Annotated in this window: 21 protein-coding genes and 1 pseudogene; 15 read left to right on the top strand and 7 right to left on the bottom strand. The window is 48.6% G+C overall.

The features are described from left to right. Nucleotides 1-185: 185 nt before the first annotated feature. Nucleotides 186-2,390 (top strand): cytochrome-c peroxidase, encoded by a 2,205-nt coding sequence (locus R2083_RS06830; protein WP_317530776.1) that lies wholly within the window; start codon nucleotides 186-188, stop codon nucleotides 2,388-2,390. 77 nt (nucleotides 2,391-2,467) lie between these two features. Here the strand turns inward: R2083_RS06830 and R2083_RS06825 are convergent, their stop codons facing one another. Continuing rightward, the gene (locus tag R2083_RS06825; protein WP_317530777.1) at nucleotides 2,468-3,802 is read right to left on the bottom strand and encodes a DUF3422 domain-containing protein; all 1,335 of its coding nucleotides are present in this window, start codon (nucleotides 3,800-3,802) and stop codon (nucleotides 2,468-2,470) included. Nucleotides 3,803-3,963: 161 nt separating this feature from the next. On the opposite strand from R2083_RS06825, the gene bioA reads away from it, so the two are divergent. The 5 genes from bioA to R2083_RS06800 all read left to right on the top strand — a co-directional run bounded on the left by bioA (nucleotide 3,964) and on the right by R2083_RS06800 (nucleotide 10,294). Further along, nucleotides 3,964-5,283 carry an adenosylmethionine--8-amino-7-oxononanoate transaminase gene (bioA, locus tag R2083_RS06820; RefSeq protein ID WP_317530778.1) on the top strand — a complete coding sequence of 440 codons (1,320 nt, stop codon included), beginning with the start codon at nucleotides 3,964-3,966 and terminating at the stop codon, nucleotides 5,281-5,283. A 23-nt stretch (nucleotides 5,284-5,306) separates the two neighbouring features. Then, entirely contained in the window at nucleotides 5,307-6,704 is a 1,398-nt protein-coding gene (locus R2083_RS06815; protein ID WP_317530779.1) for an MBL fold metallo-hydrolase, read from the top strand. Continuing rightward, nucleotides 6,691-6,828: a hypothetical protein gene (locus tag R2083_RS06810; protein WP_317530780.1), complete on the top strand. Its 138-nt coding sequence runs from the start codon at nucleotides 6,691-6,693 to the stop codon at nucleotides 6,826-6,828. The genes R2083_RS06815 and R2083_RS06810 overlap by 14 nt, the downstream gene beginning before the upstream one ends. 185 nt (nucleotides 6,829-7,013) lie before the next feature. After that, on the top strand, nucleotides 7,014-9,128 hold the full coding sequence (gene ovoA, locus R2083_RS06805) for a 5-histidylcysteine sulfoxide synthase (RefSeq protein WP_317530781.1): 2,115 nt from the start codon (nucleotides 7,014-7,016) through the stop codon (nucleotides 9,126-9,128). After that, complete coding sequence (locus tag R2083_RS06800) at nucleotides 9,125-10,294, top strand: pyridoxal phosphate-dependent aminotransferase (protein WP_317530782.1); 1,170 nt, start codon at nucleotides 9,125-9,127, stop codon at nucleotides 10,292-10,294. The genes ovoA and R2083_RS06800 overlap by 4 nt, the downstream gene beginning before the upstream one ends. A 33-nt stretch (nucleotides 10,295-10,327) precedes the next feature. Here R2083_RS06800 and R2083_RS06795 read toward each other — a convergent pair. Continuing rightward, nucleotides 10,328-10,537: pseudogene (locus tag R2083_RS06795) on the bottom strand (phage integrase N-terminal SAM-like domain-containing protein); the annotation flags it as partial. Between the two features lie 146 nt (nucleotides 10,538-10,683). Between R2083_RS06795 and R2083_RS06790 the strand changes: the two are divergent. From R2083_RS06790 to R2083_RS06770, 5 genes are all read left to right on the top strand, one after another. Next, nucleotides 10,684-11,025 carry a hypothetical protein gene (locus R2083_RS06790; RefSeq protein WP_317530783.1) on the top strand — a complete coding sequence of 114 codons (342 nt, stop codon included), beginning with the start codon at nucleotides 10,684-10,686 and terminating at the stop codon, nucleotides 11,023-11,025. A 90-nt stretch (nucleotides 11,026-11,115) separates the two neighbouring features. Next, nucleotides 11,116-11,991, top strand: coding sequence for a TIR domain-containing protein (locus R2083_RS06785; RefSeq protein WP_317530784.1), 876 nt, complete (start codon nucleotides 11,116-11,118; stop codon nucleotides 11,989-11,991). A gap of 1 nt (nucleotide 11,992) precedes the next feature. Further along, nucleotides 11,993-12,136, top strand: a complete 144-nt coding sequence (locus R2083_RS06780; RefSeq protein ID WP_317530785.1) for a hypothetical protein — start codon at nucleotides 11,993-11,995, stop codon at nucleotides 12,134-12,136. A gap of 234 nt (nucleotides 12,137-12,370) precedes the next feature. Next, nucleotides 12,371-13,084, top strand: coding sequence for an RDD family protein (locus tag R2083_RS06775; RefSeq protein ID WP_317530786.1), 714 nt, complete (start codon nucleotides 12,371-12,373; stop codon nucleotides 13,082-13,084). Nucleotides 13,085-13,266: 182 nt separating this feature from the next. Beyond that, nucleotides 13,267-13,467: an NF038104 family lipoprotein gene (locus R2083_RS06770; protein ID WP_317537955.1), complete on the top strand. Its 201-nt coding sequence runs from the start codon at nucleotides 13,267-13,269 to the stop codon at nucleotides 13,465-13,467. Nucleotides 13,468-13,558: 91 nt separating this feature from the next. Here the strand turns inward: R2083_RS06770 and phoR are convergent, their stop codons facing one another. Continuing rightward, nucleotides 13,559-14,866 carry a phosphate regulon sensor histidine kinase PhoR gene (gene phoR / locus R2083_RS06765; protein WP_317537954.1) on the bottom strand — a complete coding sequence of 436 codons (1,308 nt, stop codon included), beginning with the start codon at nucleotides 14,864-14,866 and terminating at the stop codon, nucleotides 13,559-13,561. 145 nt (nucleotides 14,867-15,011) lie between these two features. Further along, complete coding sequence (gene phoB, locus R2083_RS06760; protein ID WP_317530789.1) at nucleotides 15,012-15,734, bottom strand: phosphate regulon transcriptional regulator PhoB; 723 nt, start codon at nucleotides 15,732-15,734, stop codon at nucleotides 15,012-15,014. An 86-nt stretch (nucleotides 15,735-15,820) separates the two neighbouring features. Between phoB and R2083_RS06755 the strand changes: the two genes are divergently transcribed. Next, nucleotides 15,821-16,231, top strand: a complete 411-nt coding sequence (locus R2083_RS06755; RefSeq protein ID WP_317530790.1) for a DUF971 domain-containing protein — start codon at nucleotides 15,821-15,823, stop codon at nucleotides 16,229-16,231. Between the two features lie 51 nt (nucleotides 16,232-16,282). Continuing rightward, a complete protein-coding gene (gene ubiE, locus R2083_RS06750; RefSeq protein WP_317530791.1) occupies nucleotides 16,283-17,017 on the top strand; it encodes a bifunctional demethylmenaquinone methyltransferase/2-methoxy-6-polyprenyl-1,4-benzoquinol methylase UbiE in 735 nt (244 codons plus the stop codon). Nucleotides 17,018-17,031: 14 nt separating this feature from the next. On the opposite strand, the gene R2083_RS06745 is transcribed toward ubiE, so the two are convergent. After that, on the bottom strand, nucleotides 17,032-18,435 hold the full coding sequence (locus R2083_RS06745; protein ID WP_317537953.1) for a C13 family peptidase: 1,404 nt from the start codon (nucleotides 18,433-18,435) through the stop codon (nucleotides 17,032-17,034). A 399-nt stretch (nucleotides 18,436-18,834) separates the two neighbouring features. Here R2083_RS06745 and R2083_RS06740 point away from each other — a divergent pair, with 399 nt between their 5' ends. Then, nucleotides 18,835-19,785, top strand: coding sequence for a chemotaxis protein (locus tag R2083_RS06740; protein WP_317530793.1), 951 nt, complete (start codon nucleotides 18,835-18,837; stop codon nucleotides 19,783-19,785). Nucleotides 19,786-19,977: 192 nt separating this feature from the next. On the opposite strand, the gene R2083_RS06735 is transcribed toward R2083_RS06740, so the two are convergent. Then, entirely contained in the window at nucleotides 19,978-21,138 is a 1,161-nt protein-coding gene (locus R2083_RS06735) for a PEP-CTERM sorting domain-containing protein (protein WP_317537952.1), read from the bottom strand. 861 nt (nucleotides 21,139-21,999) lie between these two features. Here R2083_RS06735 and R2083_RS06730 point away from each other — a divergent pair. Continuing rightward, the gene (locus R2083_RS06730) at nucleotides 22,000-22,557 is read left to right on the top strand and encodes a DUF3617 domain-containing protein (RefSeq protein WP_317537951.1); all 558 of its coding nucleotides are present in this window, start codon (nucleotides 22,000-22,002) and stop codon (nucleotides 22,555-22,557) included. Nucleotides 22,558-22,622: 65 nt separating this feature from the next. Here R2083_RS06730 and R2083_RS06725 read toward each other — a convergent pair whose 3' ends face one another. After that, nucleotides 22,623-23,255 carry a PEP-CTERM sorting domain-containing protein gene (locus tag R2083_RS06725; RefSeq protein WP_317537950.1) on the bottom strand — a complete coding sequence of 211 codons (633 nt, stop codon included), beginning with the start codon at nucleotides 23,253-23,255 and terminating at the stop codon, nucleotides 22,623-22,625. Nucleotides 23,256-23,870: the final 615 nt, after the last annotated feature.

Genomic DNA, 23,870 nt, shown 5'->3' with positions numbered 1-23,870 from the left:
GGGTTTTTACAGAACCCTCCGTTCTTACCAAAAAAATCAATCCAGTCATAACTAAATTTCACGCAGCTTAAGCGCAGCTCGTGATGAACACAATCGTGAGCGCCTCAAACATGTAAATCGTTCTGATGTTCCATAACACACCATAGCGCACATACTGAATTGCAGGGCGCATGAGGAGTAATATCATGATAATCAATATAAAAAACACCATTATTACCTTAGTCCGGATAGCTTGCCTTACTATTTGCATCGTTTCAGTGTCGCGAGCTGATGGATTCGGGCCTATTCCCATGTCTCTGAAAGGCGCGCCGGTTCCCGAAGTACCCGGCTTACTGGATGGCCCTGATCCGATTATTATCAATAAGAACAAAGCAATCGCATTGGGCAAAGCTTTATTCTGGGATGTTAATGTGGGAAGCGACGGTATCGCTTGTGCCACTTGCCATTATCATGCGGGCGCGGACCGCCGCACAAAAAATCAAATTGCACCGGCCGGTAGAAACAGCACACTACCGAAGGAATTTTCGCTGGCAAACGACGGAACCCCTCGCGGACCGAATAGTAAACTCAAAAAGACCGATTTTCCTTTTTTCCAAACCAGCGATCCGATGAGCCCCACCGGTGAACCTATTTATGTCAACAATGACGTGGTATCGTCCTCGGGCACTTTCGGTGGCGACTATCGCGATGTCGAATGGTTTCAGGAAAAAAACGATGAATGCGAACGCAGCACCGATCCGGTATTTCATGCCGGCGCAAAAAGCACTCGCAAGGTTGAACCGCGTAATACACCAACCATCATCAATTCAGTTTTCAATTTTCGCAGTTTTTGGGACGGCCGCGCCAACAACATATTTAACGGCAGCAGCCCTTGGGGGGATCGCGACCCGGATGCCGGTGTTTGGGTGAAAAATAGCGACGGCACAGTCACCAAACAACGGTTAAGACTGATCAATTCCTCGCTTGCATCTCTAGCCGTCGCTCCTCCATTGGATAACTTTGAAATGAGTTGTCATGGCCGCACTTTCGCCGATCTGGGCCGTAAATTATTAAACCGTAAACCACTGGAACATCAACGCGTTCACTGGAACGATAGCGTTCTCGGCCCATTGGCATACAGCACCAATAATAACTTGCAGAAAGGTTTGAATACGCGTTATTACCGGTTGGTCATGGATGCATTTAATTCCAAATACTGGAAACATACCGATGTTGGTTTGTTTGGCTCTCCCTCGCCCGCCTCGGCAACGCACAATTTGCCTTACCGGCAGATAGAGGCCAACTTTGCCCTATTCTTTGCGCTTGCTATTCAAATGTATGAATCGACACTGATTTCAGACGATTCACCTTTTGACCAAAGTGCTGTTGATGAACATGGCATGCCGACTGAACTCAGCGAATCGGCGCTGCGTGGGTTGGATGTTTTTCGTGATTCACATTGCGCACTCTGCCATATTGGCCCGAACTTCACCTCATCCGCTGTCGTGACGAATGGCATTTTGCAAAAAATCAACCCGCATGCATTCGGCAACTCCTCTTTCCGCATCAGTACCACGAACGTTGTGACCTATTTATCGCTGACCGGCGGCATGATGTTTCAGGATACCGGCTTTTCCGGAACCGGCGTCACGCCCGTAGAAAACGATATCGGTTTAGGTGGCGTCGATCCCTTTGGAAATCCCCTATCGTTCGCCGATCAATACATGCAGCTTTTGGCCGGCAATAAAGCGGGAATTATCGATCCTTATGTTGCCGATGTGCGCGCATGCGATTTTGATACAGCCATTGCACTGGATCGCGATAAGCCGCATCCGCTGCTATTTACCCGCGCGGATGGCATACAAAAACAAACACAGGATGCTACGGATTGTTTCAATCCGGCAGGTGCATTTATCCCGACAGTTGATGCAGCTGCCGCGGAACTGAAAAAAGCTAAGAGGAAACGTTTTTTAAGCGCCGCTGCGGGCACATTTAAAATCCCAACACTAAGAAACATCGAACTAACGGGACCTTACATGCATAACGGCGGTATGGCTTCATTAGAAGAAGTGTTGGAATTTTATATCCGGGGCGGTAATTTTGAAGTACCGCCGAAAGAATTCGGCAAAGTTTTTTCACAAGTTGATTTGCAATTGTCACCGGAAAGCCGTGAAGACTTGGTGAATTTTCTGAAAAGCCTGACAGATGATCGTGTGCGCTATGAGAAAGCACCTTTTGATCATCCGGAATTGGCCGTTCCACACGGCCATGCGGGAAATAATGTGCTGATCACGGCAACTCACCCGCTGAGCGATAACTTCGCGGCGGATGAATATTTCACGGTACCTGCGGTAGGCGCTGAAGGAAGAGGGATCAACCCATTGTATCCATTCGAGCGCTATCTGCAATAACATTTGCAGCGTTGTCCGTTCATAAAACAGGCTGGAGAATCACCCGTCGAGGTTTTTTTCAAGCCTGTTTACTTATCTCAATGCAGTTTAAAAAACTTATCGTGAATGCGCCGTGTAGCCCGCCATACCGCCCAGAGCACAACCGGAATCATCACCCCGGCAGCCAGTTCAGGATGAACCGGCAAACCCGCCGCCTTGCCAGCTTTAGCCAGATACAGCAATAAACTGACCACATAATACGAAATCGCCGCAATCGACAAACCTTCCACCGTGCTTTGCAGCCGCAGCTGGAGCTCTTGACCGCGCGTCAGTTTTTCCAGCAATTGCTGATTCTGTGCTTCAGTCAAAATATCAACGCGAGTACGCAACAAAGCACTGGCGCGTGAAACGCGCGCGGAAAGATAACTCATGCGCTGCACAGTCGCTTCAACTGTCGCAATCGCCGGAGACAACCGCCGTTGCATGAATTCGCCAATCGTCTGAGTGCCCGGTATCGCTTGCTCCCGGAGTTCGGCGATGCGTTGCGTCACCAGCTTGTTATATGCTTGTGTCGCGGCAAAGCGATACGCGTGTTGAACTGTCGCACGTTCAATCCGCGCGGCTAACGCAATCAACGTATCGAGCAATTCCTGATCGGACGCCGCTTTATTTTCCAGCCGCGCCGTGATATCCGCCAACTGCTGTTCCGCGCTGGTCAACTCAGGAAACAGCCGTTTGGCAACCGGCAAACCACGCAATGCCATCAAGCGGTAAGTTTCGATTTCGAGCAAACGCTGCGAAACTCGCCCGGCACGCGTTTCGGAAGAACCCGCTGGCATAATCACCAGCATGCGTTCAAAGCCGCTATGACGCAACATGAAATCCGTGACTGCCAGGGAATGCCGTTCTCTGCCGATCAGCGACGCCACCACAGGATTTCCCCCCAGCCATTTGCGAGCCTGCAACAGCAATTCTTCAGGTTGATTCAGATCGCCACAGACCATCGCCAGTTTGACCGCAGCAAACGTGCGGCCAGGAATTTCAGCCAGCCAATCGCGCGGTAACGTCACATAAGAAAGTAATTCCGGATCGGTCGCCCCCAATTGCGCGGTTTCGGGTAAATTCTGCACCACTGAATAGCGTGTAAATTCGCTGTGACGCTCCCAGCGCACGGTATAGCCTTGCAAGCGCAGCCGCAGAAAATTATTTTGCAACTGTTCGAGCATCAGCGTTTGCTGGCCGGGAAGACGGCGCAAATGTTCGCATTCTTGTTCGCGCGTGATGCCTTCGTTAATGACCACTACATACACCACCAGTGCAGGCAAGCGGATGCGTTGACTGGGGCGGGCATGCACCTCGTTGTGCAACAAAATACGTTGCGGATCATTATCGGGCAGCAAATCGGTTAAACCGGAATCAATACTGGAGTACATGCAGGCAAAATAAGCAAAATGGTTTGAAGGTTTGAATGTACCAAGGATTCTATACCAGGTCAAAAGCCCTGAAAAATGGCGATTCATAGTCTACAATGACCGGACACAACAACAAATTACAACTATCTTCTGAGATTCTTACTATCCGGTTTCGCAATTACATGGCCAATTCATCTTCAACACAACTCCAGCACAGAAGCCTTGCCGCCGTATGGCACCCCTGCACGCAAATGAAACAGCACGAGACCTATCCGCTCGTTCCTATTGTCAGCGGCAAAGGCGCATGGTTATACGATGCCGACGGTAACCGCTATCTGGATGCGATCGGTTCTTGGTGGGTCAATTTGTTCGGTCATGCCAATCCGGTCATTAATGCCGCGATCCGCGACCAATTGGAAAAAATCGAGCATGTCATGCTGGCGGGCTTTACCCATGAACCGGTCGTCGCACTATCGGAGCGGCTCAAACGCATCGCACCCGGTTCGCTCGGACATTGTTTTTATGCCAGCGACGGCGCATCGGCGATTGAGATCGCCTTAAAAATGAGTTTTCACTACTGGCTTTTGAACGGGCAGCCGCAAAAAAACGGTTTTATCAGCCTGCAAAATGATTATCACGGCGAAACCCTCGGCGCGTTATCCGTCACCGATGTAGCCATTTTTCGCGAAACGTATGCGCCATTGCTCAGACCCTGCACCCATGTCCCCACACCGGACTGGCGCTACGCGGCAGCAGGCGAATCCGCTGAAGCTTACGCGCTCCGCGCCGCTGCGGCATTGGAACACTATCTGGCGGAACATCATGCGCAAACAGCTGCGCTCATTCTTGAACCGCTGGTTCAAGGCGCGGCGGGAATGGGCATGTACCATCCCATTTATTTACAATGCGCCCGAGAAATTTGCGACCGCTATCAAGTGCATTTGATCGCCGATGAAATCGCGGTCGGTTTTGGCCGTACCGGAACCCTGTTTGCTTGTAACCAGGCAAATATCGCGCCGGATTTCTTATGTTTGTCGAAAGGATTGAGCGGCGGCTACTTGCCGCTTTCCGTCGTAATGACGACCGATGTTGTTTTTCAGGCTTTTTACGATGACAAAACCGCACGCGCTTTTTTGCATTCGCATTCGCACACCGGCAACGCGCTGGCATGCCGCGCCGCTTTGGCTTCTCTGGATATTTTTGAACAAGACCAGGTTATTACAGCAAACAAACATAAGGCCGCGTACCTGAATCGCATTGCAGCACCGTTAGCGGCTCATCCCAAAGTGTGGAATTTCCGTAATTGCGGCATGATCTGGGCGTTCGAGGTCGAAACGGATGATGTCGATTTTGCCGCGCAGTGCTTTCAAGCCGGATTGAAGCAACAATTAGTGTTGCGCCCTCTGGGGAAAACCATTTATTTCATGCCGCCTTATATTATTAACGAGCAGGAAATGAATTTACTGGTCGACGGCACGTTGCACGTGCTGAATACGCTCTAACTTCATAACAGCGAGTAAATGCGATGCAACTGACATTTTTAGGCGCAGCAGGCGAAGTAACCGGCTCCAGCTATCTGATCGAAACCGGATCGGTTCGTTTTTTGGTCGATTGCGGCATGTTTCAGGGTGGACGCGAAGCCGACAAGAAAAACCGCACGGCTTTTAAATACGATCCCAAAACCATCGATTTTGTCTTGCTGACGCATGCACATATCGATCATTCCGGTTTATTGCCGCGGTTGAGCGCGTGGGGTTTTCGCGGTCCGGTTTATTGCACTGCGGCAACGGCGGATTTATTGCAGGTAATGTTGAAAGATAGTGCGTACATTCAGGAAAAAGAAATCGAATGGCGCAATCAATCGCGCCGCCGCGGTCAATCCACTCAGGAGCTTGCACCGCTGTATACCGTAGCGCAGGCGGAAGCACTGTTAAAGCAATTGCAGCGCGTCGATTACAATACCGAACTCAATCCGCATCCGTCGATACGCTGTTGTTTCCGTGAAGCCGGTCATATTCTCGGTTCCGCTATCATCGAGTTGTGGGTCAAAAAACAGACCGGCACCAAGAAAATTGTGTTCTCCGGCGATCTGGGGACACCCGGCCATCCGATTGTGCGCGATCCGGCTTTCATCCGCCAGGCGGATATCCTGCTGATCGAATCCACTTATGGCAATCGCCTGCACCGCAACATGCCGGATACCATCGAGGAGCTCGTTTATGCCATTAACAACACGCTCGTGCATAAAGGCGGCAATGTCATCATTCCGGCTTTTACCGTCGGGCGGACGCAGGATTTGTTGTTTTTGCTGATTGACTTGTACCGCCAGGGCAAACTGGGCGAAATGGCGATTTATGTCGATTCGCCGATGGCGCGGGCGGCAACGGAAATCACGCTGAAACATCTGGCATTGCTCGACGCGGAAGCTTCCGATGCGCTGCACTGGATGAATCAGAATGTGCAAAAACCACGCATTCATTTTGTGCAGGATATCGAAGAATCCATGCAGCTCAATCACATCAAGCACGGCATTATCATCATTTCAGCCAGCGGCATGTGCGATGCCGGCCGTATCAAGCATCACTTGAAATACAATCTTGACCGCGCCGAATGCAGCATCCTGATTACCGGATTCCAAGCGGAAAGAACATTGGGTAGGCGGCTTGTCGACGGCGCAAAACTAGTTAAAATTTTTGGTCAGGATATTCGCGTCAAAGCTGCCATTTATACAATCGGCGGACTCTCAGCCCATGCCGATCAGGCCGATCTGCTCAATTGGCTGGGCCACTTCGAAAAAGCGCCGGAAAATATTTTTGTGGTGCACGGCGAACTCAGCAACTCCACCGCCTTAGCCGCTGCCATTCAGCAGAAACTCAATTGGACGGCAACTATTCCGGAATATTTGTCTGTTGTTACGCTGTAAATCCGCAGCACCGGGTTCAGCTGCACTATCCAGGCGGATTCAACCCACTGAGGAATTACTGGCATTCAAGAACGATACGCAGCGCTTGGTGAGCGGCGCATACGGCCCTTCCATCAGCGATTAGCCGTCCGGAACGAGAAATTGTTTATAATTTAGTCCTTAAAACAAGTCATTTTTCTAAATTTCTTGTAATCTTTTGCACCTAATATCAATGTTTAATGACATTTATCCCGGTTAAAGTATGGCTTGAAAAGCGCGAGGCGTTATAATAGCGGTTAATAACCTAGTAAACTGCTAAACATTACCCCTATGCTACAAACCTTATTCCAAAGAACACCGCTACTGGACGGCGATGACATCAACCTGAAACGTGAAGAAATCCGCGCTTATTTTCACAACACGCTGGATCGTTACGAACAACTCTTTGAAACGCTGCGCACTGACGAGGCCTATTACAAAAAACCGATCTCACTGCGCCACCCGCTGATTTTTTATCTCGGCCATACCGCCACATTTTTCGTCAATAAATTGATTCTCGCCGGGCTGATCCCCGAACGCATCAATCCCCGGCTGGAATCGATCTTCGCCGTCGGTGTCGACGAAATGAGCTGGGACGATCTCGATAGCACGCACTACGATTGGCCGACGGTCGGCGAAGTGCGCGCGTACCGCAAAACCATGCGCGCCATGGTCGACAAGCTGATCGCAACGATGCCGCTGGCCTTGCCGATCACCTGGGAAAGCTCGTGGTGGCCGATTGTGATGGGGATCGAGCATGAACGCATTCACCTGGAAACATCGTCGGTTCTGATCCGCCAGCACGCGCTGCATTTCGTGCAACCGCACCCGGATTGGCAGCCGTGCCGCACATCCGGCGCCGCGCCGCAGAATGCTTTAATCAACGTCGCCGCCGGAACGGTCACGCTGCATAAAACCAGAACCAATCATCAGCATTACGGCTGGGATAACGAATATGGCATGCACAGCGCCGATATTGCCGCTTTCCAAGCCAGCAAATACTTGGTCAGTAATCAGGAATTTCTGGCGTTTGTCGAAGCCGGCGGCTACCGCACCGGTAGTTACTGGCCGGAAGAAGGACGTGCCTGGCAAAAATTCACCCAAGCCGAATACCCCACTTTTTGGATCAAGAAAGGCAATGACTGGTGTTTGCGCCTGATGACCGAGGAAGTGCCGATGCCGTGGGATTGGCCGGTTGAAGTCAATTATCACGAAGCCAAAGCGTTCTGTAACTGGAAAGCCGAAACGACCAAGCAACCGGTACGGCTGCCGACCGAGGACGAATGGTACCGGCTGTACGATACCGCGCAATTATCTGAAGTACCGCCGGACGCAAAAGCCAGCGGCAATCTGCATCTGGATTACTATGCGTCGAGCTGTCCGGTCACCGAATTCCCGCAAGGCGAGTTTTTCGATATCACCGGTAACGTCTGGCAATGGACCGAAACGCCGACCTACCCGTTCGAGGGATTCGACGTGCATCCGTTGTACGACGATTTCACCACGCCGACGTTCGATAATCAGCATAATCTGATTAAAGGCGGTTCGTGGATTGCTTGTGGCAACGAATCGATCCGCAGCTCGCGCTACGCCTTCCGTCGCCATTTCTTCCAGCACGCGGGTTTCCGCTATGTCGTGTCGGACGCACCAGCCACACTGCCGGGTTCCAACTACGAAACTGACAAATTGCTGTCGGAATACGCCGAGTTTCATTACGGCGATATGTATTTTGACGTGCCCAATTTCTCCAAGGCACTCGCGGATATCGCCATCGCCGCGACGGGTAACCGGCCTAAACGCAGCGCGCTGGATTTAGGCTGTGCTTCCGGCCGCTCGACCTTCGAGCTGGCCACAGTGTTCGATCATGTCACCGGTATCGATTTCTCCGCGCGTTTCATCGGCCAGGGTGTGCAACTCGCACAGCAAGGTGTTTTGCGCTACACACTGACCGACGAAGGCGAGCTGGTGTCGTACAAGGAACGCACATTAACCGGCCTGGGCCTGGATCACGTCAAACATAAGGTCGAATTTTTCCAGGGCGATGCCTGTAATTTAAAATCCATTTTCACCGGCTACGACCTGATCCTCGCTGCCAACCTGATCGACCGGTTATACGATCCGGCCAAGCTGCTCAATAGCATTCACACGCGCATCAATATGGGCGGTTTGCTGATGATCACGTCGCCGTATACCTGGCTCACCGAACACACCAAGAAAGAAGCGTGGGTCGGCGGCTTCAAGCGCGACGGTGAAAACTTCACCACGCTCGACGGCCTGAAAGAAATGCTCGGCCCGCACTTCCGTCTGATCCAAGGGCCGCAAGCCGTGCCGTTCGTGATCCGCGAAACCAAACGCAAATTCCAGCACACGCTGGCGGAAGTCACCATCTGGGAGCGTATCGCTTGAGCGAAGCGTTCGATTTCGACAGGGAAATCAATCGCGAAGGAACTCACAGTGTCAAATACGATGGACGGCAAACCATGTTCGGCAAAGCCGATGTCATCCCGGCGTGGGTGGCGGACATGGATTTCGCCGCCCCGCCCGCGGTTACACGAGCGCTGACTGAGCGCGCACAACACCCGATCTACGGTTACACCGTATTTCCCGATAACCTGTATGACGCGCTGATCGGCTGGCTGCAACGGCGGCACGGCTGGGCGGTACAGCGCGACTGGATCGTTATGTGCCCCGGCGTGGTGCCGTCGATCAACGCCGCTGTGATGGCGTTCACCCAACCCGGCGAAGCCGTCATCGTCCAACCGCCGGTGTATTTCCCGTTCTTCTCCGCCGTCACGCAAACCGGCCGCAAGCTGATCCAAAACCCGCTGCGCCACGACCATGGCCGTTACACCATCGACTTCGACCATTTGGAACAGTGCGCCCGGCAAGCCAAACTGCTGCTGCTGTGTTCGCCACACAACCCGGTCGGACGCGTGTGGTCGCCGGAAGAATTGCAGCAACTGCAACAAATCGCCACCCGCCACAACCTGATCGTGTTTTCCGATGAAATCCACCACGACTTGATCTACCCCGGCCACCGCCACCACGTGTTGGCTGCCATTGTCAACAATAACAGCAACCTGATCACCGCCGTCGCGCCAAGCAAAACCTTCAATATCCCCGGCTTGAATCTATCCGCGCTGATCATCCCCGATAAAACCGTGCGTCATGCTGTCGCGCAAGTCTTCACCCAATTCCACGTCAGCGCCTCCAACCCGTTCAGCGTCGCCGCCTTCGAAGCCGCCTACCGCGACGGTGAAGCCTGGCTCACCGCATTACAGAATTACCTGCAAGACACCCGTACCAGCGTCGAACACTTCGTCGCGGAACATTTGCCGGACATGCGCGTGATCCAAGCCGAAGGCACCTACCTGCTCTGGTTCGATTGCCGCGAGTGGCACATGACCGACGCGCAACTGAAACACTTCTTTATCCACAAAGCCGGTGTCGGCCTGAATCCGGGCGTGCAATTCGGGCAGGAAGGCAGCGGGTTCATGCGGTTGAATATTGGGGCGCCGAGGAAAACGGTTTTGGTGGTGCTGGAGAGGATAAAACGGGCAATGCGCGGATAATTCTGGCGTATATGGCCGCCTTGTGGCCTGCTCCTGAGTAGAAGCGGGGACATTACGTTCAACGTCAAGGTACGTCAGAAACGCTTCGACTTCTGAACTCCCCATCTCTTTGGGTTGACGTTTGTGATGAAACAAAATAAAACGTTTTATCCAATCCACATAGGTATTTTCAGTACGAATAGAATAGTGCTTTACACGTATACATTCGCGAACTTGATCCAGCAGTTTTGGAGATTTACTCATCCGTGTTTTTTTAGGCCCGTATAAAATACATAATCATCATATCCTAATGAACAAAACAGAAGAATGCTCTAGCATTCTCATTTAGGAAACCAAGTTAAATTATTTTGAATATGTTTAATTTTAGTTGGGCCACGAGATAAACGCACATGACCATACGCAAGCTTACCCTCGTTTTTGTTTACACTGCGCTTCTTGGGATGATGGCGGGCTGTGCTTCGTTCGACCGTGTGGCGGTAACAAAATTTGAGCCGACACGAACCGATGCGAATGCTCAATTTTTCAAATTCACGGCATTCGCCGATGCGGCGTATCCGCTCACGTCGGAGGAAGCTGAACGAACACGGATTGACTGGCTAGAAACATGGCTGCGAGACAACAATTATGACGCCAAGAGGTATGAAGTTATTTCGCGTGTTCCCGTCCTAAGAAAGAAAGGGGTGTTTGGCGATATTTACGACATCTTCTACGAGATCAGGGTTGCCAAATAAGCCCAACCAATCGGTCGAGAGGGACGCTTCGCGGCGTAGCCGCTCGCGCCCCTCACCTTTACGTTAGATTTCCAAAGAGGCATCGTGTAAATGTATAACCTACTTGTAACTGCACATGAAGGCGCATGGGAACTACCCGCGTATGAATACACACGAGATAGATTCCTTGAGCATACAAATGACAAAGAAAAAACCTTGCTCAAGACACTTACGTCCGAACACATTGAACTTCTAAAGTCGTTTCCGTGCCTGTTTGCATATGAGGGAAAAAAAGAATCAGTACGAGTCGGTTATATTCGGTCTCTCAAGGAGCGAAGTCGCTCGATTATGATTGAATATGATTTCGAAACTGACATCCCGCCAATTCCATTCTCAGATATTGCGCCAATCGTGAATCTTCTCGATATTGGCGAATGGGAAATGAATAGAACGCACTGGGCGGTTAAAGATGAAGATTTATTCAGCCGACTGCACGCGGCGGGTCTAATCGATGAGAGATTTATCAATCCCGTTGGTCGCACCGGTAAGCTCGAAGAGCTGAGCTTCAAAGTTGCGTTTTCTTTCCCCGGCGAGGTTCGCGACTGTGTTCTCACAATAGTAAACCGCCTTAAAAGTTCCTTGCCCGCAGGCTCAATTTTTTACGACGACGATTTTACAGCACAATTGGCGAGGCCAAATTTGGATAGTTTGCTTCAATCTGTTTATCTTAAAAATTCCGACTTGATCGTTGTGTTCTTGTCCAAAGAATACGAAAAGAAAAAATGGTGCGGTATAGAGTGGCGAGCAATCCGTGGAATTATCAACAATAAAAGTGATCACGCCATCATGTTTGTAAGGTCTGATGATGCCGAAATTCCTGGCGTTTTTGAACACGATGGTTACATTGATCTACAACGATTCACCCCAGAAGAAGTGGCAGGTTTTATTCTGGATCGAGTTCGCCTAAATGAGCAGCACGTAGGTTGAGGTGAAGAACGAACCCCAACATCAACAAAATCGCCAACCATTGAGCTTCTTCATCCACCCAGCCGGTATCGGCCTGAATCCCGGCGTGCAATCCGGAACCGTGAGCAGCGATTTTATGCAGTTGAATATTGAAGCGCCAAAATAGACGGTTTTACGCGTGCTGGAGAAAATCAGATTGGCTATGCATCGATAGCGTTACGTTCCCAAACTTGAAGAACGAAATAAATTTGGCATGATGACAAAGCTAAATGGGTCAATTAGTTGGAAGTATCAGAAAGTGCCGTAAACTACCATATTTTAGATTTCATTTATGACGTACTATATTGCGTTATTTTGAACGTGCGATTTTAATCATAGCATTGGAGCAAAGGGAAATTCGATGTTTTGTACGCAATGTGGCAAGGAAATAATAGATGATGCGAAGTTTTGCAGGCATTGCGGAGCACCTCTGGAAGCCACGGATCAGAAAACTGTGCCAGAACCCAATGTAGTTTTGTCGACTACTTTGCCCATGCCAATACAGGCTACTGCTTCTGTTGCCCAAATTCGCCCGTGGGTTCGCTACTGGGCGCGTATGTTCGACCTCTACTTGATCTCCATCGTGAGTGGCATAGTCATCAGCTTCCTCTATCCAGACGCGCTCAGCGAGCAGAATAGTGATCAATTTGATCAATTGTTTGGGTTTAGCGTATTTTTTGCTTGGGTGTTCATCGAATCGTTATTCCTTTCAACAACTGGTACAACGCCCGGCAAGTGGCTTTTCAAGATCCGCCTTATACCACCGTCAGGAGAGACACCGGATTATTCAACTGCTTTCTCAAGAAGTTTTAAGGTTTGGTGGTGCGGTTTAGGTATTGGATTTCCACTTATCAGTCTCATCACTCTCATAATGTCGTATAACAAATTGACAAAGAACGGTATAACCAGCTGGGACAAAGATAATGGATTCACTGTTGCGCATGAGCAGATTGGTCTGCTACGGGTGATTTTTGCTATCGCTTTCTTTGTTAGCTTCCTGTTTCTTGCCGCCATCGGAAGTGCAGTGGATATCGAGCAAATAATTCCAGCCGACGCTAATTCGTGGCACGTTTGAGCTGCCGTTAGCCACCTTGTTGAATCTGATTGTTGTTCACAGCAAATGGAAAGCCTACGTCATCCAGGATCAGCGATGGCAATCAGTTCGTAAGTTGGAAAGCGGCATAAATCCCAGAAAAACCGCCTAACTCCGGCTTTCACATTTCATCCAACCCAACATGCTGTCATAATGCCATCGCTATGTCTTCCACTTCCCGATTGTTTATCGCATTACTATGCCTGCTGCATTTGACAGGATGCGCTGTCATAGCGGTTGCCGATGCGGTCGTCACTACTGCTGCGACCGCAGCCAAAGTCACTGTTAAAGCGGTTGGCGCCGTTGCCGACGCGGTTATTCCCGACAGCAAGGAAAAAGAAAAAAATACCGAACCGGAAAAATGAGGAATGTTTAACGGCATTCCTCCGATGAGTCGAGTGGAAACGCTTGATACACAGGTTGGACAAAAAAACCGGCGAGAATCAACTGCAAGCATCACACATCAGCCGATACCAGCCGTTTGGCGGGAAACCAGATCGTGAACCGGCTGCCTTTACCGACCTGACTGGTAATTTCGAGGCGTGCCTCGTGCCGGTTCAATACATGTTTGACAATCGCGAGTCCCAATCCGGTGCCGCCGGTTTCCCGTGAACGGCTGCTATCGACGCGATAAAAGCGTTCCGTTAAACGGGGAATGTGTTCCGGTTCGATGCCGATGCCGCTGTCTTGCACCCAGAATACCCCCTGCCCGTTGCGTTTCTCCCAATTGATCGTAATCTCGCCCCGATCCGGGGTGTAGCGAATGGCATTGCTGATCAGGTTGCCAAATGCGCTGCGCAATTCTTCCTCGCTGCCCAATAATTGATCTTTCGCGGCAACATTCAATTTGATTTGGTGGCGCCCCCCGCTGAGCGATTCAGCGTCCTGCAGAACAGCGTGCAGCAAATTCACGACATCCACGGTCTTTTCGCTCACTTTATTCTGTTCATTTTCCAGTCGCGACAAAATCAGCAAATCTTCAATCAACCGTTGCATGCGGAATGTTTGTTCCGTCATTAACGCCAGGGCACGCTTATTGAAACCGGTATTGACCTGCTCATCGGCTGATAAGGTTTCAAGAAACCCGCCGATGACGGTCAGCGGCGTGCGCAACTCATGAGAGACATTGGCGATAAAGTCGCGCCGCATCGTTTCTATTTTTTCAAAACGCGTAATATCGCGGCTGATCAGTAGTTTCTGGTTATAACCGTACGGCACTAATTGCAGCGAAACGATGATGCCGTGCTGGCGCGTTTGTTTCAGAATCAGAGGATTGCTGAACTGGCCCGCGGCAAGATACGTCACAAACGGTATTTGCCTGACCAGATAGGTAATTTGCTGCCCTGCATCCAGTGACAGATTAATCCCCAAATGCTGTTCGGCAATCGGATTACACCATTCAATCCGGTCATTTTCATCCAGAATCACAATGCCATCAGGCATCGCGGACGTAACACTTTGCATGCGCTCCAGCGCCAAGCTGAGTAACTCCTGGCTTTGACTATGCTGGCGCACATAACGCGCCAAATGGGCAAAAACATCATCCCAGGCGCCGGAGCCCGCCGGAATACTGGCCGGTGTATGATCGGAAAGTTGCAGCCAGCGCTCCAATGCAACGATGTGACGGATATGATGAAACACCATCCATAACATGACGACGCCGAAGAAAAACAAAGCATTCGCGGCGCCAAGAATCATCCAGAGTAACGCGGTAATGAAGATGACAAAAAGAATGTTAGAGGAACGCTGCCAGATATCGGACACTTAATAAATCCTGAGAAAAGTCATTAGGTGAAGAAAATTCCGGCTGAGATCGTTTTGAGAATTGGCTGTTTCATGGGTCGACAATAATAACTTTGCATTTTTTCTTAAATTAATAGGCCTGGTATCCATGCGTAGCGATCAAAGTTTAACTGTCAGAATCGGAATCCTTGACTGACCGCACGGCTGTCGCGGAAAACCGGTAACCCGCGCCGCGGACAGTTTGTATCCATTCATCCTTACCCGCTAATTGTAGCGCTTTGCGCAACCGGCGGATATGCACGTCGACGGTACGCTCCTCAACGAACACATGATCGCCCCACACACGGTCGAGCAATTGACTGCGTGAATAAACCCGTTCGGTATGCGTCATCATGAAATGCAGCAAGCGATATTCCGTTGGTCCCAATTCAATTTCCTGATTTCCGGCCGTCACGCGGTGATTCACCGGTTCAAGCCGCAAACCATCGATTTCAACCGCTTCGTCGGAGGCTTCAGGAATCAGTCTGCGCAACACGGCATTGATACGCGCAACCAGCTCACGCGGCGAGAACGGCTTGGTGATGTAATCGTCCGCCCCCATTTCCAACCCGGCGACTTTATCGGTTTCCTGCGTACGTGCGGTGAGCATGATGATCGGAATCAAGCGTGTGCGTTCGTTACGCCGCAGCACCCGGGCGAATTCAACGCCACTCATTCCCGGCAGCATCCAATCCAGCAGAATCAGATCCGGCAATGCCGCCGTGATCAGCATCATGGCTTTCTCGGCATTATCCGCGCAAACTGTCTCATAACCGGCTTGCTGCAAATTATAAGTGATCAATTCCTGTATCGCAGCTTCGTCTTCCACAATCAATATTGTTGCCGTCATATAAATTCCTGTATCGATCAATTTTTTCCGTACAGTTTGCTACAATGCACCCCATCAGCTTTTAATCCCAATGCAGTGAATACGACATGGCCGGTTTAACCAAAGACACTCCTCATCCGACTGAAATTAAGTTACACCAAAAATCCAGAATTCTGGATATCGCTTTCTCCGATGGCAAAACTTTCCAATTTCCCTGTGAGTTTTTGCGCGTTTATTCGCCCTCTGCCGAAGTCAGCGGACATGGCCCCGGGCAGGAAGTGCTGCAAACCGGTAAGAAAATGGTCAGTATCATCAAAATCGAACCGGTTGGTAATTATGCCATACAGCTTAATTTTACTGACGGCCATAATACCGGGCTTTATTCATGGGACTTGCTCTATAACTTCGGTCTTAATCAGGATAAAATGTGGCAACGGTATCTGCAGCGCATGGACGAAGCAGGCGCCAGCCGTGAACCCGCAAACCGGGTCACTGCCACGCAGCATTCCTGCAAGTAAATTTTTACCGGTCATCATTCAGCCATCACACTCTACAATTCAATTCCCGTCATGACAAAAACTACCCATTTTGGCTTTAATACCGTTGCAGAAGAAGAAAAAGCCGGCAAAGTCGCGGAAGTATTTCATTCCGTAGCGGAACGCTATAACCTGATGAACGATTTAATGTCGGCCGGTCTGCACCGCGTATGGAAGCGTTTCACCATTGAAGTCAGCGGCGTTAAAAAAGGCGACAAGGTGTTGGATATTGCAGGAGGCACCGGTGATTTAAGCGCGCTCTTTTTACAGAAAGTAGGTAAGTCCGGTGAAGTTTGGCTGACCGATATTAATAATTCCATGTTATCCATCGGCCGCGATCGCATGATCGATGAAGGCACACCCACGCCGGTGGCGCAATGCGATGCCGAAAAATTGCCTTTTCCCGATAATTATTTCAACTGCGTCAGCGTAGCATTCGGCCTGAGAAATATGACGCACAAAGATGTCGCGCTCAAAGAGATGCTCCGGGTCATCAAGCCGGGCGGAACGGTTATCGTGCTGGAATTTTCCAAAGTTTGGAAACCGCTGCAACCCGCTTATGATACCTATTCATTCAAGCTACTTCCGGCCATGGGAAAAGTGATCGCCGACGATGCGGAAAGCTATCGGTATTTAGCCGAATCGATCCGCATGCACCCTTCCCAGCCTGAATTAAAGGAATTGATGGAACAAGCCGGTTTTGACCGCGTGGAGTATTTCAATTTAACCGCAGGTATCGTGGCGCTCCATCGAGGCTACAAGTTTTAAACATACAACCGCCATTAAGGAGCGGCGCTACTCACAATATCCCGCTCCAGCAATTTCAATTTTTCTTTCATCAAATTACCGATGAATAATTGCGGTTCGGATGGCGTAAGGTTTTCGTAGCGCTCACGTTGCCGGATTCTTTCCATCGCCTGAATGAAGTGCTCAACGAACTGGTAAGGTTTATCTTCCAGATTTTTAAACAGCGCTTCGCCAAAATAAGTGTATTCATTTTCATTTGAACAGCCGAATGAAGCCTTATCCGGCGCGGCTGCGGTAAAAATCAGCGAATACTCGTTCTGCAACGCTTTGATAAAACCGCCGGAGTAACACGCCGAAATCAAAATAATGCGCCAGCGGATATCGGCATCATCCAAATAAGCTCTGATATCTTCCGGGCGGATATTATTCAGCTCAAGCGGCCACATTTGCACTGCAAGTTCATGATCCATCGATCCGTGGCTGGTCAAGTAGAGCAGCGCCACGTCTTCGTCAGGATTCATTTTGCTGCCAATATGCTTTAATGCAATTCTCAGGTTTGTCGAAGATGCCAACGGTGTTGTATCCAGCGTTTTTAGGTTATTTATCAGTGCAACAGATCGTCCCGATGTACCCAGGCGTTCGTCCATGACACGCTGTACATGTCCAATTTCCTTCATGAAGACATCCTGAGAGGAATCGGAACCAAATCCTATAAAGAAAAGATCATTGACGCCTGTAACACCGGGTTTTATCGGATCCAGGGCGTTGTTCAGAAGCCGGTATTGGCTGTAATACACATGTTCCTGATTGACTTCATGCAGCGCGCCGGTGGAATACGCGGCCAACTCATTATCATCGTCATACCCTTCGTACCAAAAGCTGAACGATAAATTGACCAACGGATACGAAGCGCCCAGCCACAGCGCGGCAATCAATGCCGCTTTAGGTTTGTTCCATTCCAGCAATTGCAGCGCGATATAAAAACAAATCGCTAAGGCCCACGCGATAAAAGCGACATAACCAGCTACCAGAACCGTCACTGGCAAATAAGCTAAAAGGGCAAAAGAAATCAAATACAGCGCTGGCAAAACGCAATAGGTAATGACCAGAATCCTGAGTAAATCGCTTTGGTTTCCGGTTAATTTCACAAAAACATATCCCACCACCAGTGCAATCAGTAACTTAACACCCAAATAACCGAGTCCGGATAGATCGAAAACAGGATTGGGTGTAGCTGCGTAAGAAACAGCCAGTGCCGTCAGCGTATAAAAACCCAGCAGCAGAATAAATTGATCGTAAGAAACGGTTATCCGATCGGTTGCACCTCGGCGAAAAGCCAGTAACTGAATACCGCAATAAAGATTCAGAAAGAGTATCCGGAATTCCTTGATTAACGCCGAGTGCTTTGATTCTTTGGGAATGCTCGTATATACATCCATTCTTCTCTCCGGATAACGATCGGTGACTACAGCGTGCTATGAACGGCATTAATCGATGTGAATATAGGTGCCGTGACAGCCGGTTCCGGCAAAATTACCGCTAAGTCTTATTGGGCCTGCGTTCTATTAAATCATGAGAAAACAAGGAGAATCGGCCTTAATTCAGATAATCCACTTGAAATAAAGTTCAGCCATGTAATGACATGTTTCATGGACCCTGTAGTGGCGCTTTCAGCCTTACAGCAAAACGGATTTATGTTCAATTGGCAGGAAGCTCATGTGCTTGCTGAAAACGCAAAGAAGCGGGCATTTTATAGCGTTGCTATCGTTCTTCCATTAATAATCGATACGATACACTGTGCCTATCGATTCAAATTCTTTACTTGCGGAGCGTATTTTATGACCACAGCATTGCACGAAATTGACGAACGCACCAATTTGACTACCAATAATAAGTTTGAACTGTTGTTGTTTAGACTGGGTGAAGCTTCCAACAACGGTCAACGGGAATTATTCGGTATCAATGTATTCAAAATTCGTGAAATCCTGGTCATGCCCACCATCACCGAAATCGCCAACGCCCCCCCTGATGTGATGGGTGTAGCGAATGTTCGCGGTCAAGTGATTACCGTGATCAATTTACCTAAAGTGGTCGGCTGCACGCCGAGAAAAGGACTCCCGATCATGCTGGTCACTGAGTATGCGCGCTCGACCCAGGCTTTCGCTGTCGAAGAAGTCAGCGAAATTGTGCGCTTGGAGTGGAATCAAGTGATCGCAGCAGAAGGCAAAGGCGGCAAATTGGTCACCAGTATTGCTCGTATCGACGGTAACACAGAAAGCTCCCGGCTGGCGCAAGTGCTGGATGTTGAACAGATACTGCGCGATGTGCTCCCTGCGCAGATTGCAGAAATGTCACTCGATAAAATCGGCCCCGAGATCAAATTGCCCGATGGAAAAGTCATTCTGGCTGCCGACGATTCGCCATTGGCGCGCAGTATGGTTGAGAATGAACTCAAAGCGCTTAATATTCCTTATGTCATGACCAAAACCGGACTGGAAGCCTGGAATCGGATTCAAGCCATGTCGGAGGCTGCCGCAAGCGAAGGTAAGACGATTCAGGACAAAGTCGCTCTGGTCCTGACCGATCTGGAAATGCCGGAAATGGATGGCTTCACCCTGACCCGTAACATCAAGAGTGATCAACGATTCAAATCCATCCCGGTCGTGATTCATTCTTCATTAACGGGTGAAACCAATGAAAAACACGTCAAATCGGTTGGTGCTGATGCTTATATCGCCAAATTTGTCGCTGAGGAATTAGCGGAAACAATCCGCAAGGCTTTGCAATAACAGTATCCTACTGATGCGCTTAACTGGCAGGGTAAGTACACTGAAATCACTATTCAGTATCTTACCCTTTCACTGCCATGGTAAAGCTACAGCAAAGTGAACACGATCGAGAGTCCCCCTGTCTACCGCGCTCAACTACCCACGATTGCTTTAACCATTCAGCCGTCAAAGCGCACGGTAAATACCAGCTGGTCAAATGGTTTGTTGTCTGCGGCGCAGCACGAAACCTAGCAATCCCAACCCAGCTAACAGCATGGCATAAGTTGCGGGTTCTGGTACTGCAACGATGGGAGAAAGCAGGAATGCCCGGGAGCCGCCACCGGGAGCACCTTCCAAATGCCCCCAGCCGATGATCTGCCCGTGATTGTTGATGCCGACAGCCGAAAGCTCACTCCATCCAGCTTCAACGACCGGCGCAAGTAACGAAAGATCAGTTATAGTACCTTCGCTATAGAGGAAGGCACTGCGAATACAATTGTCGCAATAACTGTTTATCCCCCCCACGACTTGCCCCATATCATTGATAGCATCCGCACGGCTGTCAATCGGCGTGCCTAGACCGGAAATATTCGAGCTTCCTGCATCGCTGATAAATGCTTCAACAAGCTGATAACCGGTAAAGTCATTATAAAATCCGGAAAATCCAACGACCTGTCCTGAATTGTTAATAGCTCGCCCAATACTATCTGTCGCGCCGTTAAGGGTAGTCAAATCGGTCATTCCAATACCGTTTGCACCGGTTATAAAGGCGTGCTGAGCGGGTGCATCGGAAGTGGAAGAGACACCCGTTACTTGCCCTGAATCGTTAATGCTATAGGCCGCGCTATAATCCCCGCTCAAAGTTCCCAGGTCGGTCATTCCAACGCCGTTCGGACCGGTAATGAAAGCGTGATACGCTGCATTTCCCGCCGTGGAAGAAACTCCGACTACCTGCCCAAAATTGTTAATGCCATAAGCAATGCTGTAATCTCCACCCAAGGTGCCCAAATCAGACATTCCCACGCCGTTGGGTCCGGTAATGAAAGCGTGCAGATCGCCTGTATCCGTAAAAGAATAACCGGCTACCTGCCCGGCATTATTGATATCCGAAGCAAAACTTCTGGTTCCGCCAAGGGTATCCAAATAGCTCATTCCTATGCCATTTGCGCCGGTTATGAAAGCACGATCCACGCCATTACCATTGCCCACCACTTGACCGGAATCGTTAATCGCTTGCGCAACACTGTATGTTCCGCCAAGAGTGCCCAGACCAACAATCGACCACTCCGCAGCCGCAGCTGCCGGAATCGAAGCAGCCAACATTCCAGTGAATGAAATTGTGATGCATTTAAGTCTTGAAAGATTTTTGCTCATTATTATTCCCCTTTGAGTAGATGTATTAACTTGCAGTTGGGCCGATCATCAAAGCCAATCGTAAATCTCAGCTGACATAACAACTCTATTTTCTAATGACTGTTTGAACTGACTTTGCGTACTAAGCCGTTTGGAATAGTAATGTTCACTACTTTGAATAATGAGGCAGAATAGCGCCTGATTCACCCGCTATTTCTCAAATTATTACTCATAATTCTGACGATATATAAGAAAAAAAGCGATTCTATCCATTAAGAATTAGATGGTTATATTCATTTTTCTCCTATAAAAAAACTTATCTTAATGATTAAAATAAATGTAGTAAATTTATTACATGCACAGAAATTTTTCTAATTTTATATATTTATTATTTTTATATATCAATTATTTGCATTTCAATTCTAAAGCATAATATCAGATTTATCTGACAACACGCCAGCTAGCCTTCTAAGGCCCTTAATTTTATCAACAGTATCAGATACCTTCTGTGCGGTGTCACACATAATCAGACAGTTAACCTAACCACAGAATTTGGGATGGATTGTCAGAAATTTACCAGCAGTATCAAGATAATCCACGCAGACAAGGCGAATCCAATCTCTGGAGCTGTCATTGATGCAAGATTCGAAGTATCGCGCTTCAATACCCTGCTTTGCACAGCTACATTTAGTAATAAATTCAATGCCAAAACCGACATAGTTTAATGAATCAGTCCGGTGCGGATAACGCTATCAATATCACGATTCACTCAAGTGATTAATCTTTAAATCAGATACATAGACTTAACGTCAATAGAAATTTCCGGTGATTTTTCCTATAGTCAGTTAAACTTACTAAAACTTGGAATTTGCAGACCACAAAATGATTTTAAAAAGAAAATGCGCAGGATTCATGCATCAAATTATTATTGCAATCTTTTTTTCCCTGACGATAGTTACTTCCAGCATGGCTCACCAGCACATCCGTCCAGGGCTATGGGAAATCACCACTCGCTCCGATCTGTTGGCATTAGTGCCTCATATTCCTTCGGAACAAATGCAGCAATTGCATGACCTTGCCAGTCGCTATGGTTTTAAATTGCCCAAAATAGAGAACGGGGCAGCTGCAGCAAAAATCTGCATCACCCCGGAAATGGCCAAACAAGAAATTCCCGTATATTTTTATGAGAATCGTTCCGGTTGCACAGTACAGAATGCAACGCGCAAGGGTAACAATTATCAATTGGAGCTCGTTTGCTCAAATCAATATTTTAAGGGAAATGGAGTGGCACAAGGTACTTTCACTAGCCCGGAAAGCTTTTCAGGAAATACCGAATTCGACAGTACCGTTGGCGGCACTCCGATGCATGCATCGGCAGAAACGCAGGGGCGCTGGATTGGCGAGCGCTGTAGTGCCGTCAATCCTTTAACCGTAAAGTAAAAAAGAAAACTCTATTGAGAGATCTGTAATGGCATGGCTACATGCTATTCGCCGAAGGTGTGGACTTACAGTGCATGCAATACAATGGCTTGTTTTCTGCATCGTGCGATGAAACCCAGCAAAATCAATCCGGATAACAACATGGCATAGACTTGCGGTTCTGGGACCGGAGAAATAGGCATATTAAACGCAGCGCCGCCAAAAATAGCGACATCGCCTTTGGTTGAGTGGGGATTATGCAGGCCAAGTTGCACAATTCTTAACGAATGTACGGCGGAATCCAGTTCGGTAACCACTAAAATTCGATTTCCTCCGCGGTACATATCATAGGTGCCGACATCAATGCCATCCACAAAAAACTGCGCAAAGCCATCGTTATGATCCCCGGCCATAACGAAACCGACACTATTGCTGGCTACCGAAAATGAAGTGGCTGCTTGACTGGTTCCGGGTATGCCAGCGGCTGAGTCATCAAACAACCACAATTCCCGTATTCCACGCCCGCCTGTCGGTCCATCGCCGGTAACCGTCCAATCGATCCCGCCTTTTCCGGCATTTCTATATTCAATAACCGGATTTCCATGGATATTCAAAGGATTTCCATTACGCTCGGCTGTAGTCAAAGGAATCCACTCTACGGAAAAAGCGGATACGTGCGAACTGAACAACAGCAATGTGATTACTAAAATTCGTGTCATTTTCTATCTCCGATAACAAACAATACAACGCAATCAGTGGTCAGCACATCAAACTTGAAAAAATTACCGCTTTTTTACAATAAAAACTAATAAGTTTAAATACCTAAAACTTTAATCTTCTTTCAAAGATACAGTATAGATTTGTTATTTTATTAAAACTATGAGCAATTATTCCCTTTTTGCTAGGACATTCGTATCGTCTGATCCAGTACATTTGTAATGATAGCCAAAGCTATAATAAGGATTATTAACTCGATACTTGAATTCAATTTCAAGAATAAAGAGGGATTTTCCTGCTATTTCTGGAAATCAAAACACAACTCGCTCAAACCACCGGACCAGAAAATTATAGTGAATGAACGAATTGTGTACCCATTTCGATAGCTGAATATCGATCTTGATGCATAAAATGCGATACTCGATTAAGTTAGTGTGAAACCTGAAAATTTGATTGGAACCTTGGGTATACTAATTTGCCCAATATGGGCAATCCATTTGATTTGGACAGTGTCGCAGTCCAAGCAAGATACGAAAATTTGAAAAACCAAACTATCCTCTTTTTTAAATGAAAATTATTTTGGAATTAATTATATTTATTGTTGTTTTAAATATTTT

Source organism: Nitrosomonas sp. Is35, assembly GCF_033063295.1.
Lineage (GTDB): Bacteria > Pseudomonadota > Gammaproteobacteria > Burkholderiales > Nitrosomonadaceae > Nitrosomonas.
This window is presented reverse-complemented; position numbering and strand designations above follow the sequence as displayed.